At 71.5% G+C, this 17,897-nt stretch carries 12 protein-coding genes; 7 read left to right on the top strand and 5 right to left on the bottom strand.

The features are described 5' to 3' along the window. Positions 1 to 4,980: type I polyketide synthase (locus AB0M16_RS26495; protein ID WP_365347079.1), on the bottom strand; the 4,980-nt coding region annotated here is incomplete at its 3' end. A 450-nt stretch (positions 4,981 to 5,430) separates the two neighbouring features. Between AB0M16_RS26495 and AB0M16_RS26490 the strand changes: the two genes are divergently transcribed. The 3 genes from AB0M16_RS26490 (at position 5,431) to AB0M16_RS26480 (ending at position 8,465) form a co-directional block, all read left to right on the top strand. Then, positions 5,431 to 6,285 carry a mycofactocin-coupled SDR family oxidoreductase gene (locus tag AB0M16_RS26490; RefSeq protein ID WP_365347077.1) on the top strand — a complete coding sequence of 285 codons (855 nt, stop codon included), beginning with the start codon at positions 5,431 to 5,433 and terminating at the stop codon, positions 6,283 to 6,285. Between the two features lie 209 nt (positions 6,286 to 6,494). Continuing rightward, on the top strand, positions 6,495 to 7,394 hold the full coding sequence (locus AB0M16_RS26485) for a proline iminopeptidase-family hydrolase (protein ID WP_365347075.1): 900 nt from the start codon (positions 6,495 to 6,497) through the stop codon (positions 7,392 to 7,394). A 303-nt stretch (positions 7,395 to 7,697) separates the two neighbouring features. Continuing rightward, a complete protein-coding gene (locus tag AB0M16_RS26480; protein ID WP_365347073.1) occupies positions 7,698 to 8,465 on the top strand; it encodes a hypothetical protein in 768 nt (255 codons plus the stop codon). A gap of 46 nt (positions 8,466 to 8,511) precedes the next feature. Here the strand turns inward: AB0M16_RS26480 and AB0M16_RS26475 are convergent, their stop codons facing one another. From AB0M16_RS26475 to AB0M16_RS26465, 3 genes are all read right to left on the bottom strand, one after another. Next, a complete protein-coding gene (locus AB0M16_RS26475; RefSeq protein ID WP_365347072.1) occupies positions 8,512 to 10,005 on the bottom strand; it encodes an FAD-dependent monooxygenase in 1,494 nt (497 codons plus the stop codon). Beyond that, positions 10,002 to 10,454: an SRPBCC family protein gene (locus AB0M16_RS26470; RefSeq protein ID WP_365347070.1), complete on the bottom strand. Its 453-nt coding sequence runs from the start codon at positions 10,452 to 10,454 to the stop codon at positions 10,002 to 10,004. The genes AB0M16_RS26475 and AB0M16_RS26470 overlap by 4 nt, the downstream gene beginning before the upstream one ends. A gap of 129 nt (positions 10,455 to 10,583) precedes the next feature. Next, complete coding sequence (locus AB0M16_RS26465) at positions 10,584 to 11,495, bottom strand: TetR/AcrR family transcriptional regulator C-terminal domain-containing protein (RefSeq protein WP_365347068.1); 912 nt, start codon at positions 11,493 to 11,495, stop codon at positions 10,584 to 10,586. Positions 11,496 to 11,621: 126 nt separating this feature from the next. On the opposite strand from AB0M16_RS26465, the gene AB0M16_RS26460 reads away from it, so the two are divergent. From AB0M16_RS26460 to AB0M16_RS26450, 3 genes are all read left to right on the top strand, one after another. Continuing rightward, positions 11,622 to 13,178 carry an MFS transporter gene (locus tag AB0M16_RS26460; protein WP_365347066.1) on the top strand — a complete coding sequence of 519 codons (1,557 nt, stop codon included), beginning with the start codon at positions 11,622 to 11,624 and terminating at the stop codon, positions 13,176 to 13,178. Between the two features lie 206 nt (positions 13,179 to 13,384). After that, positions 13,385 to 14,176: an ABC transporter ATP-binding protein gene (locus AB0M16_RS26455; RefSeq protein WP_365347064.1), complete on the top strand. Its 792-nt coding sequence runs from the start codon at positions 13,385 to 13,387 to the stop codon at positions 14,174 to 14,176. 3 nt (positions 14,177 to 14,179) lie between these two features. Next, on the top strand, positions 14,180 to 15,517 hold the full coding sequence (locus tag AB0M16_RS26450) for an FtsX-like permease family protein (protein WP_365347062.1): 1,338 nt from the start codon (positions 14,180 to 14,182) through the stop codon (positions 15,515 to 15,517). Positions 15,518 to 15,651: 134 nt separating this feature from the next. Here the strand turns inward: AB0M16_RS26450 and AB0M16_RS26445 are convergent, their stop codons facing one another. Further along, complete coding sequence (locus AB0M16_RS26445) at positions 15,652 to 16,848, bottom strand: MFS transporter (protein ID WP_365347060.1); 1,197 nt, start codon at positions 16,846 to 16,848, stop codon at positions 15,652 to 15,654. Between the two features lie 131 nt (positions 16,849 to 16,979). On the opposite strand from AB0M16_RS26445, the gene AB0M16_RS26440 reads away from it, so the two are divergent. After that, the gene (locus AB0M16_RS26440) at positions 16,980 to 17,891 is read left to right on the top strand and encodes a LysR family transcriptional regulator (RefSeq protein WP_365347058.1); all 912 of its coding nucleotides are present in this window, start codon (positions 16,980 to 16,982) and stop codon (positions 17,889 to 17,891) included. Positions 17,892 to 17,897 lie beyond the last annotated feature (6 nt).

Below are 17,897 nucleotides of genomic sequence, written 5' to 3'. Positions count from 1 at the left end.
GAGCTTGCGGAGGAGGGGTGGGGTGGTGTGGTGGGGTTGGTTGTGGAGGGTGGTGGGGTTGGTTTTGAGGGGGATGAGGTGGGGGTGGGGGGTGGTGAGGGCGGTGTCGAGGGTGGTGAGTCCTTGGTGGGGGGTGAGGGGTGGGAGGCCTTGGCGGGTCATGCGGTGGTCGGCTTCGGTGGTGTGGGTGTTGAGTCCTGTGTGGGTGGACCACAGGCCGTAGGAGAGGCTGGTGGCGGGGAGTCCTTGGGTGTGGCGGTGGTGGGCGAGTGCGTCGAGGAAGGTGTTGGCGGCGGCGTAGTTGGCTTGTCCTGCGGTGAGGACGAGGCCGCCTGCGGAGGAGAAGAGGACGAAGGCGGTGAGGTTGTGGTGGCGGGTGAGGTGGTGGAGGTGCCAGGCGGCGTCGGCTTTGGGGGCGAGGACGGTGTCGAGGCTTTGGGGGGTGAGGTTGGTGATGAGGCCGTTGTCCATGGTTCCGGCGGTGTGGATGACGGCGGTGAGGGGGTGGTGGGGGTCGATGGTGTCGAGGAGGTGGGCGAGGGCGTGGGGGTCGGTGACGTCGCAGGCGGTGATGGTGGTGTGGGTGCCGAGGTTGTTGAGTTCGGTGTGGAGGGTGGTGGCGCCTTCGGCGTTGGGGCCTTGTCGTGAGACGAGGAGGAGGTGTTTGGCGTGGTGGTGGGTGGCGAGGTGGCGGGCGACGAGGGCGCCGAGTCCGCCGGTGCCGCCGGTGATGAGGATGGTGCCGTCGGTGTTCCAGGGGCTGTCGGTGCTCTGACCGGCATCCGCGCCGGTGGCGGTGCCGGTGCCGGTGGTGGGATCCGCCTCGGTGGCGGTGGCATCGGTGGGGTTGTCGGCTCCCGCGGTGGTGGTGGGGTTGTCGGCTCCCGTGGTGGTGGGGGTGTGGGTGAGGCGGGGGGTGTGGAGGTGGTTGTCGCGGGCTGCGGTTTCGGGTTGGTCGGCGGTGGCGAGTTGGTGCCAGAGGGGTGAGGTGGGGGTGGTGTCGGTGGTGGTGTCGGTGTCGATGAGGAGGAAGCGTCCGGGGTTTTCGGCTTCGGCGGCGCGGAGCAGGCCCCAGAGGGGGGCTTGGGTGAGGTTGACGGGTTCGCCGGGGTGGACGGTGACGGCGTGGTGGGTGAGGACGGCGAGTCGGGCGTGGGTGTAGCGGTCGTCGGTGAGCCATTGCTGGACGACGGTGGTGACGTGGTTGGCGGTTTCGCGCAGGGTGGTGAGGGGGTTGTCGTCCGTGGTGGTGGGGGTGTGGGTGGGGCAGTCGAGGATGACGAGGTCGGGGACGGGGGTGTCGGGGGTGAGGTCGTGCCAGTGGCCGACGCTGGTGGTTCCCGTGGTGGTGGGGTTCGGGTTGTGGGGGACCGGGTGCCAGTGGATGTGCCAGAGGAGTCGGGCGGTGTCGTCGGTGTCGAGTTGTTCGGCTGATACCGGGCGGCCGGCGACCGATCCCACCGACAACACCCCCCGACCCACACCATCGGTCATGGAGACCGCGACGCTGCCCGGTTCACCGGGGGTGATCCGCACCCGCAGTCGGTGAGCACCCGTGGCGTGCAGGGAGACGTCGCTCCACACGAAGGGCAGGACGGGCTCACCCTCGTCGCCTTCGCCGTTGCTCAGCAGCGCGGCGTGCATCGCGGCGTCGAGCAGCGCGGGATGGAGGAGGAACCGGTCGCCCTCCTCGTGCTCCCGCTCGGGAAGTGCGACCTCCGCGAGGATGTCGTCCCCGTCCCTCCACATGGCAGTGAGCCCCTGGAAGGCGAGGCCGTAGTCGTAGCCCATGGCGAGGAGCAGCGGATACGCGTCGGTGACGTCCACCTCGACGGCGCCCGCCGGCGGCCACGCCGTGGAGTCCGTCACGGGCACGCCGACCGGTCCGGGCGCGAGTACGCCGTCAGCGTGCAGTGACCACAACGCTTCCGGGCTCGGTTCGGACGTGGTGGAGTGGATCCGTATCCGCCGACGCCCGTCGACGTCCACGGCCCCGACCCTGACCTGGACGTGGACGCGGGTCTCGGAATCCGGCAGGAGGAGCGGTGCCTGGAGGGTCAGCTCTTCGAGGAGGCCACAACCCACTTCCTGCGCCGCGCGCAGGGCGAGTTCGACGAACGCGGTGCCGGGAAGCAGCGTCGCACCCAGCACGGTGTGTTCACCCGCCCAGGCATGGGTGCTGACACCGACGGTGCCGGTGAGGGTGACGCCGTCACCGTCGGGTACGGGAATGAGGGCGCCGATCACCGGATGGTCGATCGGGTGCAGGCCGACCGACGAGACGCCGGTGCCGCTCGGGATGTTGGCCCAGTAGTGCTGGCGCTGGAAGGCGTAGGTGGGCAGGTCGACGCGCCGTGCACCCGTACCGGAACCGGTGAAGAAGGTCGTCCAGTCGACTGCGGCGCCGGTGGCGTGGAGCCGGCCCAGGGCGGTGACGAGCGCGGTGGGCTCGTCCAGCGTCCGGCGCAGGGCCGGGATCGCGTGGTCGGAGTCGATGAGCGGGGTGAGTACGGCGTCGGGGCCGATCTCCAGGAAACGGGTCACGCCCTGGGCGGTGAGGGTGGTGACGGCGTCCGCGAAGCGGACCGCGTCACGGACCTGCCGCACCCAGTACGCGGGCGAGTCCAGGTCCTCAGCCGTCTCACCGGTGACGGTCGAGATGACCGGGATACGGGCGGAGTCGTAAGTGAGCCCGTCCAGGACCGTGCGGAACTCCTCCAGCATCGGCTCCATGAGGACGGAGTGGAAGGCGTGCGAGACCTTCAGCCGTGACGTACGAACACCCTGCTCGGCGAAATGCTCGGCGATCCGCAGGACTTCATCCTCGACACCCGAAACGACCACCGACGACGGGCTGTTGACCGCCGCAATACCGACGCCATCCGTCAGCAGAGGAAGGACGTCGGCCTCGGAGGCGCCGACGGCGACCATCGCGCCGCCCTCCGGCAGCGCCTGCATCAACCGCCCACGCGCCGCCACCAACACCGAGGCATCCGCGAGGGACAGCACCCCGGACACGTGCGCGGCAGCGATCTCCCCCACCGAGTGACCGGCGAGAGCGTCCGGTCGGACTCCCCACGACTCCACCAGCCGGAACAGCGCCACCTCGACCGCGAAGAGTGCGGCCTGCGCGAACACCGTCTGATTCAGCAGACCGGCGTCCTCACCCCACATCACCTCCCGCAACGGACGCTCAAGATGCCCATCAAGCTCAGCAACCACCGCGTCCAAAGCTTCGGCGAACACCGGGAAGGACGCGTACAGCTCGCGGCCCATCCCCAGCCGCTGAGCACCCTGCCCCGAGAACACGAACCCCGTCCGGCCCTCCGCACGTGCAACCCGCGCGGAGTCGAACGCGCGCAACTCCGCCAGGAGTTCGCCGAGACCGTTGCCCACGACGACAGCCCGGTGCTCCAGCGCCGCACGTCCCGTCGCCAGCGAGTAGCCGACGTCGACCGGTGAGAGTTCCGGCCGCTCTTCCACGAAACCGGCCAGCCGCTCCACCTGGGCCGCCAGCCCTTCCGCCGACCGCGCCGACACCACCCACGGCACCACCGGCAGCGAGCCACCGGAGGAGCCGGCCGGCTCAGACTCAGGCTCAGGCTCACCCTCCGTCTCCGTCCCCGTCTCCGTCTCCGGGGCCTGCTCGATGATCACGTGCGCGTTCGTACCGCTCAACCCGAACGAGGAGATACCCGCCCGGCGGGGCCGCTCGCCCGCCGGCCACGGACGGTTCTCCCGCAGGAGCTCGACCGCGCCCGCCTCCCAGTCCACCTGGGACGACGGCGCATCGACGTGCAGCGTCTGCGGCAGTACTCCGTGGCGTATCGCCTGGACCATCTTGATCACTCCGCCGACACCGGCGGCGGCCTGCGTGTGGCCGATGTTCGACTTCAACGACCCCAGCCACAACGGCCGGTCGTCCTCGCGGTCCTGCCCGTAGGTGGCGATCAGCGCCTGCGCCTCGATCGGGTCACCCAGCGTCGTCCCCGTCCCGTGCCCCTCCACCACGTCCACGTCCGTCACCGACAGACCGGCACTCGCCAGCGCCTGCCGGATCACCCGCTGCTGCGAGGGACCGTTGGGGGCGGAGAAGCCGTTCGACGCGCCGTCCTGGTTGACCGCACTGCCCCGTACGACGGCCAGGACCTCGTGCCCGTTGCGCCGGGCGTCCGACAGGCGCTCCAGGACCAGCATGCCGACGCCCTCGCCCCAAGCCGTGCCGTCCGCCGCATCCGCGTAGGACCGGCAGCGGCCGTCGCGCGACAGACCGCGCTGACGCGAGAACTCCACGAACGTCTCGGGCGTCGACATCACCGCCGCGCCCCCCGCGAGCGCCAGCGAGCACTCGCCGCTGCGCAGCGCCTGCGCCGCCAGGTGCAGGGTGACCAGCGACGACGAGCACGCCGTGTCCACCGTCATCGCCGGACCTTCGAGGCCCAACGTGTAGGCGACCCGGCCGGACACCAGGCTGCCGGCGGCGCTGCTGAACGCGTGGTCGTGGTACATGAGTCCGGCGAAGACGCCGGTCGCGCTGCCCTTCAGCGACGTCGGATCGAGTCCGGCCCGCTCCAGCGCCTCCCACGAGCACTCCAGCAGCAACCGCTGCTGAGGATCCATCACCAAAGCTTCATTCGGACTGATCCCGAAGAACGCCGGATCGAACTCGCCCGCGTCATGAAGGAAGCCGCCCTCGTGCGCGTACGACGTGTTCGCACGCTCCCCGCTCGGGTCGTACAACCGGCCCAGATCCCACCCCCGGTTCACCGGGAACTCCGAGACCGCGTCCACACCCTCCGACACCAGCCGCCACAACCCCTCGGGAGAGGTCACCCCGCCCGGATAACGGCACGCCATCCCCACGATCGCGATCGGCTCGTCGAGGCGCTCGGTGAGGGTCCGTTGCCGGGCGCGTAGCCGTTCGGTCTCCTTGAGTGATTTCCTGAGTGCTTCGACCAGCTGCTGCTGGGACGCGGCCATCTCGGATCCCGCTTTCCATGAGAATCGGCGAATTCGGAATCGGCGAACCGCTCACGGAAAAGCCATGACCGCGCAATTGCATCCCCTGCGTGTACCATCGCGGATTCGTGGAGCGCGAAAAGTTCACCGCAGCTCGACATGCTAGTGCGCGGCACCCGGGGGAACAGAACCCCTACGGCCCCCTAATTGACCTTGATCCGGAGAGGTCCTGGTGAGGGCGGTGGCGGTTTCCTGTCACGGTTTCCGGGGGGGCGCCCCCTATAAACCGCCCGAGCGGAATTTGGGGGAGGTGATCCGGCTGTCTATTTCAAGTGTGGCGGGTAACGTGAGCCGCGTTCGTACAAGACCATTCGCCGTACGCGTCGAGGTGGTCGTGCCTGGTTCTGACACCGTTCCCGTTCCGGTTCCGGTGTCCCGGCGCGATTCCCGGCACATCATGTGGAGGACCTAATGGGTCGAGTGGAAGGCAAAGTCGCCCTCATCACGGGAGCCGCGCGCGGCCAGGGGCGCAGCCACGCCGTACGGCTGGCCGAGGAGGGTGCGGACATCATCGCGATCGACATCTGCGATGACATCGAGGTGGTCGACTACGCCCTCGGCACGGCCGAGGAGCTCGAGGAGACGGCCCGGCTCGTCGAGAAGGCGGGGCGCCGGATCGTCACCAAGCGCGCCGACGTCCGCGACCGTGCCGCCCTCGACACCGCCGTCGCGGAGGCGGTGGCGGAGCTCGGCCGGCTCGACGTCGTCATCGCCAACGCCGCGATCGGCCCGATCGGTCCCGGCCCGCTCAACGCGTTCACCGACGTCGTCGACGTCAACCTGGTCGGCGTGCTCAACACGGTGCATGCGACACTGCCGCACACCGGTGAGGGCGCCTCGTTCATCCTGATCGGCTCCTCCGCCTCGTTCTTCGGCGCTCCCGGCGACGCGGGCATGATGGGCATGATGGGCCCGGGCGGTCTGGGCTACCCCTACGCCAAGCAGATGCTGGGGCACTACATCTCCTGGTTCGCGCCCTTCCTGTCGCCGTCCGGCCGACGCATCAACGTGGTGCACCCGACGAACGTGGACACCCCCATGCTCCACAACGAGAACATGTACAAGATCTTCCGCCCCGACCTGGAGCACCCGACCCGCGAGGAGACGGAGCCGGCGTTCACGGGCATGCACGGCATGCCGATCCCGTACGTCGAGCCGATCGACATCTCCCACGCGGTCACCTACCTGGCCTCGGACGAGTCCCGCTACGTGACGGGCATCCAGCTGCGCATCGACGGCGGTTCCGTCGTCAAGGCGGGCAAGTGACGGGCTGACCGCCCCCTGGCGTCCGCGGTGGGACGGGGGCGGGACCGCCCCCGTCGCGCCCGCGCGACGCCGACCGCAACGGTGTGCTCTGCGAGCACACCGTTGCGCTGTGTCGGCTCCCTTCCCTCGCGCGACGCGCGCCGACCGAGATTCCGCACACCCCGCTCCCGGCGGCCGAGGGGCCGGAGCACGTGCCCGAGGGGGCGAACGTGTCCATGAGACCTTCCGCGAAGGGGACGATTCCCTTCGGCGAGCACCGCACGTGGTACCGGATCACCGGCGAGGTCGGTTCCGGCAAGCCGGCGCTGGTGCTGCTGCACGGGGGACCGGGAAGCACGCACGACTACCTGTTGAGCATGGCCGGTCTCGCGGACTCCGGCTTCCCGGTGGTCCACTACGACCAGATCGGCAACGGCGGTTCCACCCATCTGCCTGACCGGGGTGCCGACTTCTGGACCGTGCGGCTCTTCCTCGACCAGCTCGACGGCCTCCTCCAAGGGCTCGGGATCGCGGACGACTACGTGCTGTTCGGGCACTCGTGGGGCGGCATGCTCGCCGCCCGGCACGCGGCCGACCGGCCGGCCGGACTGCGCGGACTGGTCATCGCGAACTCGCCCGCCTCCTACCCGCTGTGGCTCCAGGAGATGGAGGGTCTGCGCGCCCAGCTGCCACCCGGCGTCGACGAGGTCCTGCGCCGGCACGAGACGGCCGGGACGACGGACTCGGAGGAGTACGCGGCGGCGGTCCAGGTCTTCCTGGAGAAGCACGTCTGCCGGGTGAAGCCGTGGCCGCGGGACTACATGGCCACGCACTACGAGGTCTACAACGACCCCACGGTCTACCTCACGATGAACGGTCCGAGCGAGTTCCATGTCATCGGGACGCTGCGCGACTGGTCGGTCGTGGACCGCTGCCCCGACATCGCCGTCCCCACGCTGCTGCTCTCCGGCCGCTACGACGAGGCGACCCCGGCGACCGTCCAGCCCTTCCACGACCTGATCCCGGACGTCCGGTGGGAGGTCTTCGAGCATTCGAGTCACAGCCCGCACATCGAAGAGCCGGAACGCTTCGGCGAAGTGATGCGGGACTTCCTCGCAAAACTCGCCTGACCTGCGATGGCGTACGGATGTGACCGCGTGGGCGGCCCGTCCGTGCAACGCGGGCTAGGGGGCCGCTAGGGGTATGGGCCGTGCGGGCGTCTCCCTAACCTGAACGGGACGGGGCAGGCGTTCCCCCGGCGTCGGGCGGCTTTCCGGAGGCTCCCGAACCGGCCGGAGGGGACGGCCTTCGCGTCGCGGCCGCCGGCCCGGGTGCGGGTCCCTTCCATCCCCCGTGATCCCGCCACCCGGGCCGGTCCGCCGGCTCTTCTCGAACGCGTACGGAAAGCGTCGGTCCGAGGTGAGGAGGGGGTCGTGCCGGATCTCAGATTCTGGGAGGAAGTGCGTCCGGGGCATTCCGGCGAGGTGGTGCTCGCCGTCGACACCCCGCCCGGCGGTGTCGCCGCCTCCGCCGACTTCCGCGCCCTGGCACCGCTGCTGGACACGCCGCACAGCCTGTGGCGCTCCCTGGACCAGGCCGGTAGCCCCCAGCGGGTGTTCGGCCTGGACGAGTACACCGAACCGTGGATCAGCGAGGTCGACGGCGGCGGGCTCAGGGTCCGCGCCGTCCTCGGCTACGGCGTGGGCGGGATCTTCGCCGGGCTGCTCGCCGGCGCGCTGCGCCGGTGCCAGGGCAGGATGCCGGAGGTCCTCCTCTTCGACCCGGAACTGGTCGACGAGGACGCTGTCCTGGGAGAGTTCCGACGGCTGCGCTCCGGTACGGCGGGAACACCGGCCCCGGTAGCGGCCGTTCGCCCGGCACGCGACCCGGCACCACCGTCCTCCCGCCGCGGCCCCGCGCCTGCCGGAACCCGCCCTGGCGCGAGCAGTCACGGCGAGACCCGCGGTGGTGACGCCCGGGCCCTGGCCCTGGAGCTGCACACGCTGCTCGCGCAGGCGGGCGTCATCGTCGCCGACCGGTCCGGTCCGGGCGCAGGTCCGGTCCCGGTTCCCGTGGCCGGTCCGGCGCGAGAGGCCAGGAGGCTGGCCGAGGCGTGGCTTCCGCTGCTCACCCTGGAGGAGCAGGCGGGCCTCTACGTCCCGGCGACCGTCACAGCGCCGAAGGGCAGGGCGATCGCGTGAGCGATTCCCTGCCCTTCGGTTCGGCGGACCGGCGGCGCGGCCCGCGTCAGTGCTTCTCCGTGCCCACCGTGCGATCCTCGCCCACCGTGCGCCCTTCGCCCTCCGTGCGATCCTCGCCCTCCGTGCCCTCGAAGAGGGCATCGTCGGTGCCGACCGCCGGGACCTCGTCCAGTGCGCGCACGAACTGCGGGTACTGCGACAGTGCCTGATCGGCCGTCAGGGGCGGCAACGGGGAGCCCCGCCAGACGGAGAGCAGCAGCGGCAGCCGCATCAGGCTGCTCGCCGGCGCCATCAGCGCGGAGACCTTGAAGGCGGCGTTGCCGACCGGCTGCTTGTCGGTGCTGACCCCGGCGTAGCGGTTGGCGAACCGCATCATCCGCTCGCCACCGGGGGGCTTGACGTTCGTCTTCACCTCCGGGAACCAGAAGTCCATGCTGAGGGCCATCTGCCAGGGGCCGGACGTGGCCTTGGCGATGCCTGCCTGGACCTTCCGGGAGGCGGCGCCGGTCAGTTCGCCTCGGGCGGCGTGGTCGCGCAGGACGAGCGCGCTGAGTGCCGCTGCCGACATGCCGGTGGCGTAGGTGGGGTTGACCCGGGTGGCGGCGTCCCCGATGACGATGAAACCTTCGGGGGCGGGGAGCTTGTGGTAGTTGCGCCGGCGGTTGGCCAGGTCGTTGTAGGCGCGGACCGGCGAGATCGGGCGGGCTCCGGCGATGAGTTCGGACACGACGCGGGTGCGCTCGCCGCGCGCGAAGGCCAGGAAGCCCTCCTGGTCCGTCGGGGGGCGGCTGCCGCGGGTGCCGATCATCACGACCATCCACCGGCCGTCCTCGTTCGGCATGAGGGCGGCGCCGACTCCGGGCTTGCCGGTCCCGTGCTCCGGCTGGATGAGGACGCCGGGGAAGTCCTCGCGCAACCCCTCGGGGGCCTCGTAGATCTGCCGGGAGTAGGCGAAGCCGGGATCGACGAACTCCTCCTCGACGCGCGGGAGTCCGAGGTCGACGAGCCAGTCGGGCGTCTTCGAGCGGTGTCCGGTCGCGTCGACGACGAGATCGGCCTCGACGGTCTCGGTCCGGCCGTCCCCGGTCTCGAACCGTGCGCCGGTCACCCGGGCGGCGGTGCCGGTGAGACCGGTGACGGCGGCCGCCTCGACGGTCTTGACCTTGCCCTCCTGGAGGACCTGCTGCCGGACCACGTGGTCGACCAGGTTGCGGCTGCACGCGATGACGTACGCGTCGATCTCGTGACGTCGGCCCCAGCCCTCGGTGGTGCGGATCAGGATGCTGTCGAGGTAACTGCGGCGGTGCGCGCCGGCCGCGTAGAGCCGGTCGAGGGTGCCGGGCAGCAGGCGCTCGACGGCCTCGGCGCCCCCGCCCAGGAGCATGTGGTTGTGGGCCGCCTGGGGGAGTCCGCGTCGGGCCTCGGGGCGGTCGGGCAGCCGGTCCTGCTCGACGATGGTGATCTCGTCGACGTGCGGTGCCAGCGCCGCGGCCGAGAGCATGCCGGCCAGGCCGCCGCCGAGGATCAGGACGCGGGTCATCGGTCGGCCTCCAGGGCCGCGGCGCGGCGCAGGACTTCCTTCTCCAGACCGACGAAGGCGCCGGCGAGCTGCCGCTGGATCGGGCGCATGTAGAACAGCTTGAAGAACGGCACGAAACTGCCGTGGAGCTCGTACTGCTTGAAGACCGAGACGCGTCCCGGGGCGACCTGCTCGTAGCGGGTGGTGACGTACATGGTGCCGCCGGGCATCGGCGACTCGGTGGAGTAGCCCCGCTCGACGTCCACGGCGGTCACCTTGAACGAACCGCGCAGCGAGCCGGGGACCCGGCTCCAGCCCACGGCGCCGGGCTCGAACGGCACGTCGAGGTGGGCCTCGCGGAAGTGCGGGTCCCAGCGCGGCCAGGAGGGCACGTCGGTCACCGTCTGCCAGACGATCGGGAGCTCGCCCCGAATCGTGGCGGAGTCGTTGAACATCACTTTCATCGGCATGCGGAGGCCTCCTAGAGCACCATGAACCGGCCTGTCATTGAAGGCGTTGCGGGACGGCGCCCACCACCCCGGATCGCCCCCTAGAGACGCCGTACGCCCCCCTGAAAGTGGAGGCCTCCGCGGTGCCGGCTACACCGACTTCTCGTTGAGCAGGACGGCGATGCCGTCGAGGACGCGGCACAGCCCGAACTCGAAGAGGGAGTCGAGGTCCAGGTCGGGTTCGTCGTGGTCGAGCAGCGAGCCGAGGATGGGGATGCGGCCCGTCGCCTGGATCGCCTCCACGCGGGAGTCCTGGAGGGCCATCCACGCCTCGGAGTCCATGCCGGTGTCCTGGCGGGCCTGGGACTCCAGTTCGTTGGCCATCGCGATGCCCTGGACGTAGCCCAGGAGCGTGATGTGGATCTGGATCATGCTGCGTTGACTGAGGCCCATGCCGGACAGGGCGCGCATGACCCGCTCCGTGTGCTTCATGGCGTTCTCCGCCAGGAGCGGCCGGGTGAAGGAGCCCATCGTCTGCACCAGCCAGGGGTGGCGGCCGTACAGCACCCAGAGCCAGCGGGCGGACTGTTCCAGCTGGGCGCGCCAGCCGTGGGCGGTCGGCGTGGGCGGCTGCTGCTCCAGGGCGGCGTCCGACATCAGCCGGACGAGTTCGCCCTTGCCGGGGACGTGGCGGTAGAGCGCCATCGAGGAGGAGGACAGTTCGGCGGCCACCCGGCGCATGGAGACGGCGCCGAGGCCCTCGACGTCGGCGATCCGCACCGACGTGGCGACGATGAGCTCCTTGGTCAGGTGGGTCGGGGCGCCGGCCTGCGCGGCGGCCGGCCGGACGTCGGCGACGACGGTGCCGACGCCGGGGACGACCCGCACCAGCTCCTCCCGCTTGAGGATGCCGAGCGCCTTCGTGGCGGTCGCCATGGCCACCCCGTAGTCGGCGGTGATCTGGCGGGTGGAGGGCACGGGATCGCCCGGGGAGAGCGTGCCGTCGTCGATCCGGCGGCGGATGTCCGAGGCGATGCGGAGGTAGGGCGGTTCGGTCGACATGGCCGGAGTGTACTAGTACCCCTGAGCCGCTGTAGACCCTTGATTTCCGGGGGTGTTGAGGTGCCGTACTAGGGTGTACTAGGTCGGTGGTTGCGCTGTACGCCGGGCCACGGTTCCTTGTGATCCATGCAGACCACTCTCGCTCCTCGCGCAGGCCGCAGGGAATGGGCCGCCTTCTCCGTGCTCATGCTGCCGCTGCTGCTCGTCTCCATGGACGTGTCCGTCCTCTACTTCGCGCTTCCCTACGTCGGTCAGGACCTGCAGCCCAGCGCCACGCAGCAGCTGTGGATCCTGGACATGTACAGTTTCGTGCTTTCGGGACTGCTCATCGCGATGGGATCGGTCGGCGACCGGGTCGGCCGGCGGGCCCTCGTCATCGTGGGCGCCGCCCTCTTCGGGGTGGCCTCGCTCGCGGCCGCGTACTCCGACTCGGCGGAGATGCTCATCGCCACCCGGGCGCTGCTCGGCATCGGTGGCGCGGCCCTGATGCCCTCGACCCTGGCGCTCATCCGGGCGCTGTTCCTGGACGAGAAGCAGCGGGCCACCGCGGTGACGCTGTGGACGACGATCATGACGGTCGGCATCTCGCTCGGCCCGGTCGTCAGTGGTGTGCTGCTCCAGCACTTCTGGTGGGGGTCGGTCTTCCTCATCAACCTGCCCGCGATGCTGCTGCTGCTCGTCCTCGCACCGCTGCTGCTCCCTGAGGTGCGGCCCGGCGGCGGCAGGTTCGACTGGCTCAGCGCAGGCCTCTCGCTGGCGGCCATGCTCCCGTTCGTCCAGGGCGTGAAGGAACTGGCCCGCGACGGGTACGCGCCGCTGCCGGCGGTGGGCGTCACCTTCGGCGTCGTGATGGGGATCGTCTTCCTGTACCGCCAGAGGCGGATGGCCCACCCGATGGTCGACCTGAAGCTGCTCGGGCAGCGGGCCTACGGGATCTCCGTGCTCGCCAACCTGCTGGCCATCGGTGCCACGGTCGGCTTCGCGGTCTTCCTCAGCCAGTACCTGCAGTCGGTGCTGGAGATGCGTCCGCTGACCGCGGCGCTGTGGACCCTGGTGCCCGCCGTGGGCGTCCTGATCGCCGCCCCGCTCGGCGGGGTGCTCGCGCAGAAGGTCGACCGGTCGTACGTGATGGGCGGCGGGTTCATCGTCTCGGCCTGCGGTTTCGCGATGCTGACGCAGGTCACTCCGGACTCGCCGCTCTGGTACGCGCTGACGGCGAGCGGGGTCTACGCGGGCGGTCTGGTCGCCGCCATGACCCTTGCCAACGAGCTCGCCCTGGGTGCGGCCCCGCCGGAGCGGGCGGGTTCCGCGGCGGCCGTGCTGGAATCCGGTCACGAGCTGGGCGCCGCCTTCGGCATGGCCCTGCTCGGCACCATCGGCGCCGCCGTCTACACCGACGCCATGTCCGGCGCCCCCACCGAGGCGGCCCGCGAGACCCTCAGCGGCGCGCTCGCCACCGCCGGCGCCCTGCCGGCCGCCCAGGGCGACTCCCTGCGCACCGCGGCGGAGCAGGCGTTCACGGACGGTCTCGACTGGGCGGCGGGCACCTCGTCCGGTCTGATGATCTGCGCCGCGCTGCTCTCCCTGTTCCTGCTCCGCGGGATCAAGCGGAGTTCCGACTCCCCGGCCGCCGAGGGAGGGCACGTTCCGGTCCAGCCGGGCGAGCCCTCGTACCGCGGCTGACGCCGGGGGTGCGGGACGGCCGGCGGCGACCCCACGCCGCCGGCCGGACCCGCGGGCGAGGGTGGGGCTCACCCCTTCCCTCCGGGTCGGGTACGACCCGGGGGATAGCCCCACCCCACACCCGGTGCCTATCCCCATCGATTCCCCAACTCCGTTCTCATAGCGTGTTTCTGACAGAGTGAAAGATCTTTTAGGGAGTGATCGACATGGTCCGCAAGAGGAACCAGGGGCCGACGCCCGCGTCCGGCGAGGCACTGCGCCTCGAGTCGGTCACCAAGGTGTACGGGACCGGGGACGGCGCGGTGACCGCCCTGGACCGGGTGTCCCTCGCTCTGCCGACCGGCAGCTTCACCGCGATCATGGGTCCGTCGGGATCCGGTAAGTCGACCCTTCTGCAGTGCGCGGCCGGCCTGGACCGCCCGGACAGCGGTCGGGTCCTGGTGGACGGTGAGGAGATGACCGGCGGCAGCGAGGCCGCGCTCACCAAGTTCCGTCGCCGCCGGATCGGCTTCGTCTTCCAGAACTACAACCTGCTGCCCACTCTGAACGTGCTGGAGAACACCACCCTGCCGCTGAAGCTGGCCGGCCGGCGCATCGACCGGGCCCGCGCCCAGGAGGTGCTGATGCAGGTCGGTCTCGGCGGCCGCGTCAAGCACCGTCCGGACGAGCTCTCCGGCGGCCAGCGGCAGCGCGTCGCCATCGCCCGGGCACTCGTCACCGAGCCCAGCGTGGTCTTCGCCGACGAGCCGACCGGCGCCCTGGACACGCGCAGCGCGCGGGACGTGCTGCGTCTGCTGCAGGAGGCCGTACGGGTGCACAACCGGACCGTCGTGATGGTGACCCACGACCCGGTGGCCGCCTCCTACGCCGACGCCGTGCAGTTCCTGGCTGACGGCCGGCTCGCGGGCCAGCTCTTCGCGCCGACCGTGGACGCCGTCGCCGAGCGCCTCGCCCACCTGGGCGACGCGGTCGCCACCGACGTCCGTTCGGAGGTGTGAGCCGTGCTGAAGCTGGCCATGCGCTCGGTCCGGCAGCGGCCCGGACGCTTCGTCGCCACCCTCCTGTCCGCGTTCCTGGGCGCCACGATCATCATGGTCTTCAACTCGCTGCACGACACGGCGGGCGCGGAGGGCGTCGACGCCGTCAGCGAGACCTCGCTGTCCTCCGCCGCGAGCGTGGTCGGCGGCTACGGCACGCTGCTCGTCTTCTTCGCCGTCGCCTCGACGCTCACCGTCAACGTGCGGCAGCGGAGCGCGGAGATCGAGCTGCTGCGCAGCATCGGGGCCACACCGGCCCAGATCAAGCGGATGATCACCGGCGAGGCCGTGGTGGTCGCCCTGGTCGCCGTGCTCCTCGCCGTCTTCCCGGCGATGCTGGGCGGCAGAGCGCTGCTCGACAAGTTCAAGGACGGCGGCGAGGTCGCACGGAGCGTGGACCACGTCTTCGGTCCGATCGCCCTGATGTCGGGCCTCGGCATCACGCTGATCGCCTCGGTCGGCGCCGCCTTCCTGGCGGTCCGCCGGGCCACCCGCCAGCTGGCCGGCGGGCGCAAGCCGCGCGGCTGGGTCCCCATGGTCAGCGCGGTCGTCGCCCTCCTGGGCGGAACGGCGGGCCTGTTCGCCACCTTCGCCATGGACGACACCGACCCGATCGCGATGGCGCCGCCGGCGTACGGATCGATCCTGCTCGCCGTCGGCTTCGCGCTCCTCGCCCCGGTGCTGCTGCGCGGGCTGCTCGCCGTGCTGGGCGGGCTGCTCGGCGCGCTCGGCGGAGCGAGCGGCTACCTGACCGTGCGCAACATGCGGGAGCGCGCCGCGGAGCTGTCCGGCGTGCTGATGCCGCTGATCCTCTTCGTCGGCGTGTCGACGGCGACGCTCTACATGCAGGCCGTCGAGACCGACGCGCTGAAGGCGTCCGGCCTCACCAAGTCGGTCGAGGACAAGAACATCGAGACGCTGAACTTCGTGATCGTCGCCATCATCGTGGCCTTCGCCTGCATCATGCTGATCAACACCCTGTACGCGGCCACCTCCTACCGCAGCCGCGAGTTCGGCCAGCAGCGGCTGGCCGGCGCGACCCCGGCGCAGGTGCTGGGCATGGTCGGCTGGGAAGGACTCGTCCTCACGGTCGCCGGGGTGTTCTTCGGCACGCTGGCGGGGCTCGCCGGGATCGTGGCCTTCACGGTCTTCCGCACCGACGGCGTGCTGCCCGACCGGGGCCTCGGCAACTGGCTCGGCATCGTCGCGGTCGCGATCGCGGCGACGATGGTCACCAGCGTCGGCACCGCGCGGCGCACCCTGCGGACCCCCGCGGTGGTGGCCGCGGCGGCGACCGCGTGACGCGCACGTTCCCCCCGGACGGCGCGAGAGCCGTCCCCCTGACCGGTCGTCCCACCGGTCCGGGGGACGGCTCGCGGTCGTCCCGCACCTCCCCATGACGGCCGGCGCACACCCGTCACCGGACCGCGGCGGAGTCAGGAGCGTGGGGATCCGCCGAACGCGGTCACCGCGAAGGCCGCCGCCGCCAGGCCCCCGCCCAGCCACATGACGGCCGTGACGCCGACGCCGTCGGCCGTCAGCCCGCCCAGCAGGGCGCCCAGGGCGATGGCTCCGTTGAAGACACCGACGAACAGGGCGGACACGCCCTCCCGCGCCCCCGGTGCCGAGGCCAGCAGCCAGGTCTGGGTGCCCACCGACACACCCCCGTACGACAGTCCCCACACCGCGAGCAGCGCCCCGGCGGCCAGGACCGAGCCGCCGAGCAGCGGCGTCAGCGCGACCGTCGCCGCCAGCACGGCGCCGATCACCAGCAGCGTGCCGCGTGGCGAACGCCCGGCGCCCGCCCCGGAGGCGAAGTTGCCCGCGACACCGGCGAGTCCGTACACCAGCAGCAGGGTGCCGATCGTCCCGGCGCCCGCCCCGGAGACCGCCTCCAGCACGGGCCGCACGTACGTGTAGGCGGCGAAGTGGCCGGTGACCAGCAGGGCCACCACGGCCAGTCCCGTGCGCACCGGCGGGTCGCCGATCAGCCGCAGCACACCGCCGAGCAGCAGTTCCTGTTGCGCGGGGAGCCGCGGCAGCAGGGCCGCCAGTGCGAGCAGCACCACCAGCGCCAGCACGCCCACGGCGACGAACGCCGACCGCCAGTCGCGCAGTTCGCCGAGGTACGTGCCCGCGGGCACGCCGAGCACCGACGCCACCGCGATCCCGCTGAAGACGAGGGAGGTCGCCGGCCCGACCGACCTCGACGGTACGAGCCGCACCGCCAGCCCCGCCGCGATCGCCCACACCCCGCCCATGCCGACGCCGACGAGCACCCGGGCGGCCGTCATCACCGCGAAGTGCGGTGACCACGCGGCGAGCAGGTTCCCCACGGACAGCACCCCCATCAGCGCGCACAGCACCGTCCGGCGGTCGAACCGCGCGAGCAGCGGGGTCAGCAGCGGTGCCGACACCGCGCCGACCAGTCCCGTGACGGTCAGGGTCAGTCCGGCGGTGCCCTCGGTCACCCGCAACGCCCCACCGATGGGCGTCAGCAGGCCCACCGGCAGCATCTCCGACGTCACCACGGTGAACGTCGCGCCCGCGAGCGCCGCGACGGCCGCCCAGCCGCGCGCCGCGGTCCGCCCGGGCGCCGCCGCGATGTCCTCGATCTCCTCAGTCCTTGCCATGCCCTCAGCCAATCCGCCCCGGGCCGCGGGAACAACGGCCGATCCCTCATCCTTCGATGAGCTGGGCTCATCGATGCGCCGTGCCGTTCCGCGGCCGGCCAGGTGCCGAGGGACGGCGTGGAGGGAACGGCATGAGCGGCGTGGAGATACGTGAACTGGAGGCCTTCCTGGTGCTGGCCCAGGAGCTGCACTTCGGCCGGGCGGGGGAGCGGATGTACGTCTCGCAGAGCCGGGTCAGCCAGCTGCTGCGATCACTGGAGCACCGCATCGGCGCCCCGCTCGTCGAACGCAGCAGCCGCCGGGTGGCCCTGACACCGCTCGGCGAGAGCTTCCTCGCCGGTCTGCGCCCCGCGTACGACGCCCTGCGGGCCACCGTCGACGAGGCACGGACCGCCGCCCGCGGCATGGCCGGGGTGCTGCGCCTCGGCTTCCAGGGGGCCGTCGACGACGGTCTCGACCGGGCCATCGCCCGCTTCGGCGAGCGCTACCCGGAATGCGCCGTCGACATCGTGGAGATCCCGCTCTCCGACCCCTTCGGGGCACTGCGCCGTCAGGAGGTCGACTGCGCGGTGGTCCTGCTGCCGGTCGCCGAGGACGACCTCGTCATCGGGCCGGTCTTCTCGCGCCGGCCGATGACCCTCGCCGTGTCCGTGCGGCACCCCTTCGCCGCCCGCGCGTCGCTGTCGGCCGAGGAGCTCGCCGACTGTCGCCTCATCGGCTTCGACGGGGACGCCCCGGACTACTGGCGGCGCGCCCAGGCGCCCGGCCTGACCCCGGGGGGTCGGACGGTGCCGGCCGGGCCGCGCGTCAACACGCTGCAGGAGGGGCTGAGCCTGACCGCGGCGGGGCGCGGCGCCATGCTGCTGTGCCGGTCCACGGCCGAGCACCACGGGCGCCGCACCTCCCTGGCCTTCGTCCCGGTGCGGGGTCTGCCCGACTCCGAACTGGGTCTGATCCGGCACCGCCTGAGGCCGTCGGTCCGGGCGTCCGCGTTCGCCGAGGCGGTCGCCGAGACGATCGGGGCGGCGGCGGAGGCCGGGTAGCCTCCC

The sequence above is a fragment of the Streptomyces sp. NPDC051921 genome (genome assembly GCF_040680975.1).
GTDB lineage: Bacteria > Actinomycetota > Actinomycetes > Streptomycetales > Streptomycetaceae > Streptomyces.
The sequence above is the reverse complement of the archived record's forward strand: the minus strand, read 5'-3'. Positions and strand labels throughout refer to the sequence as shown.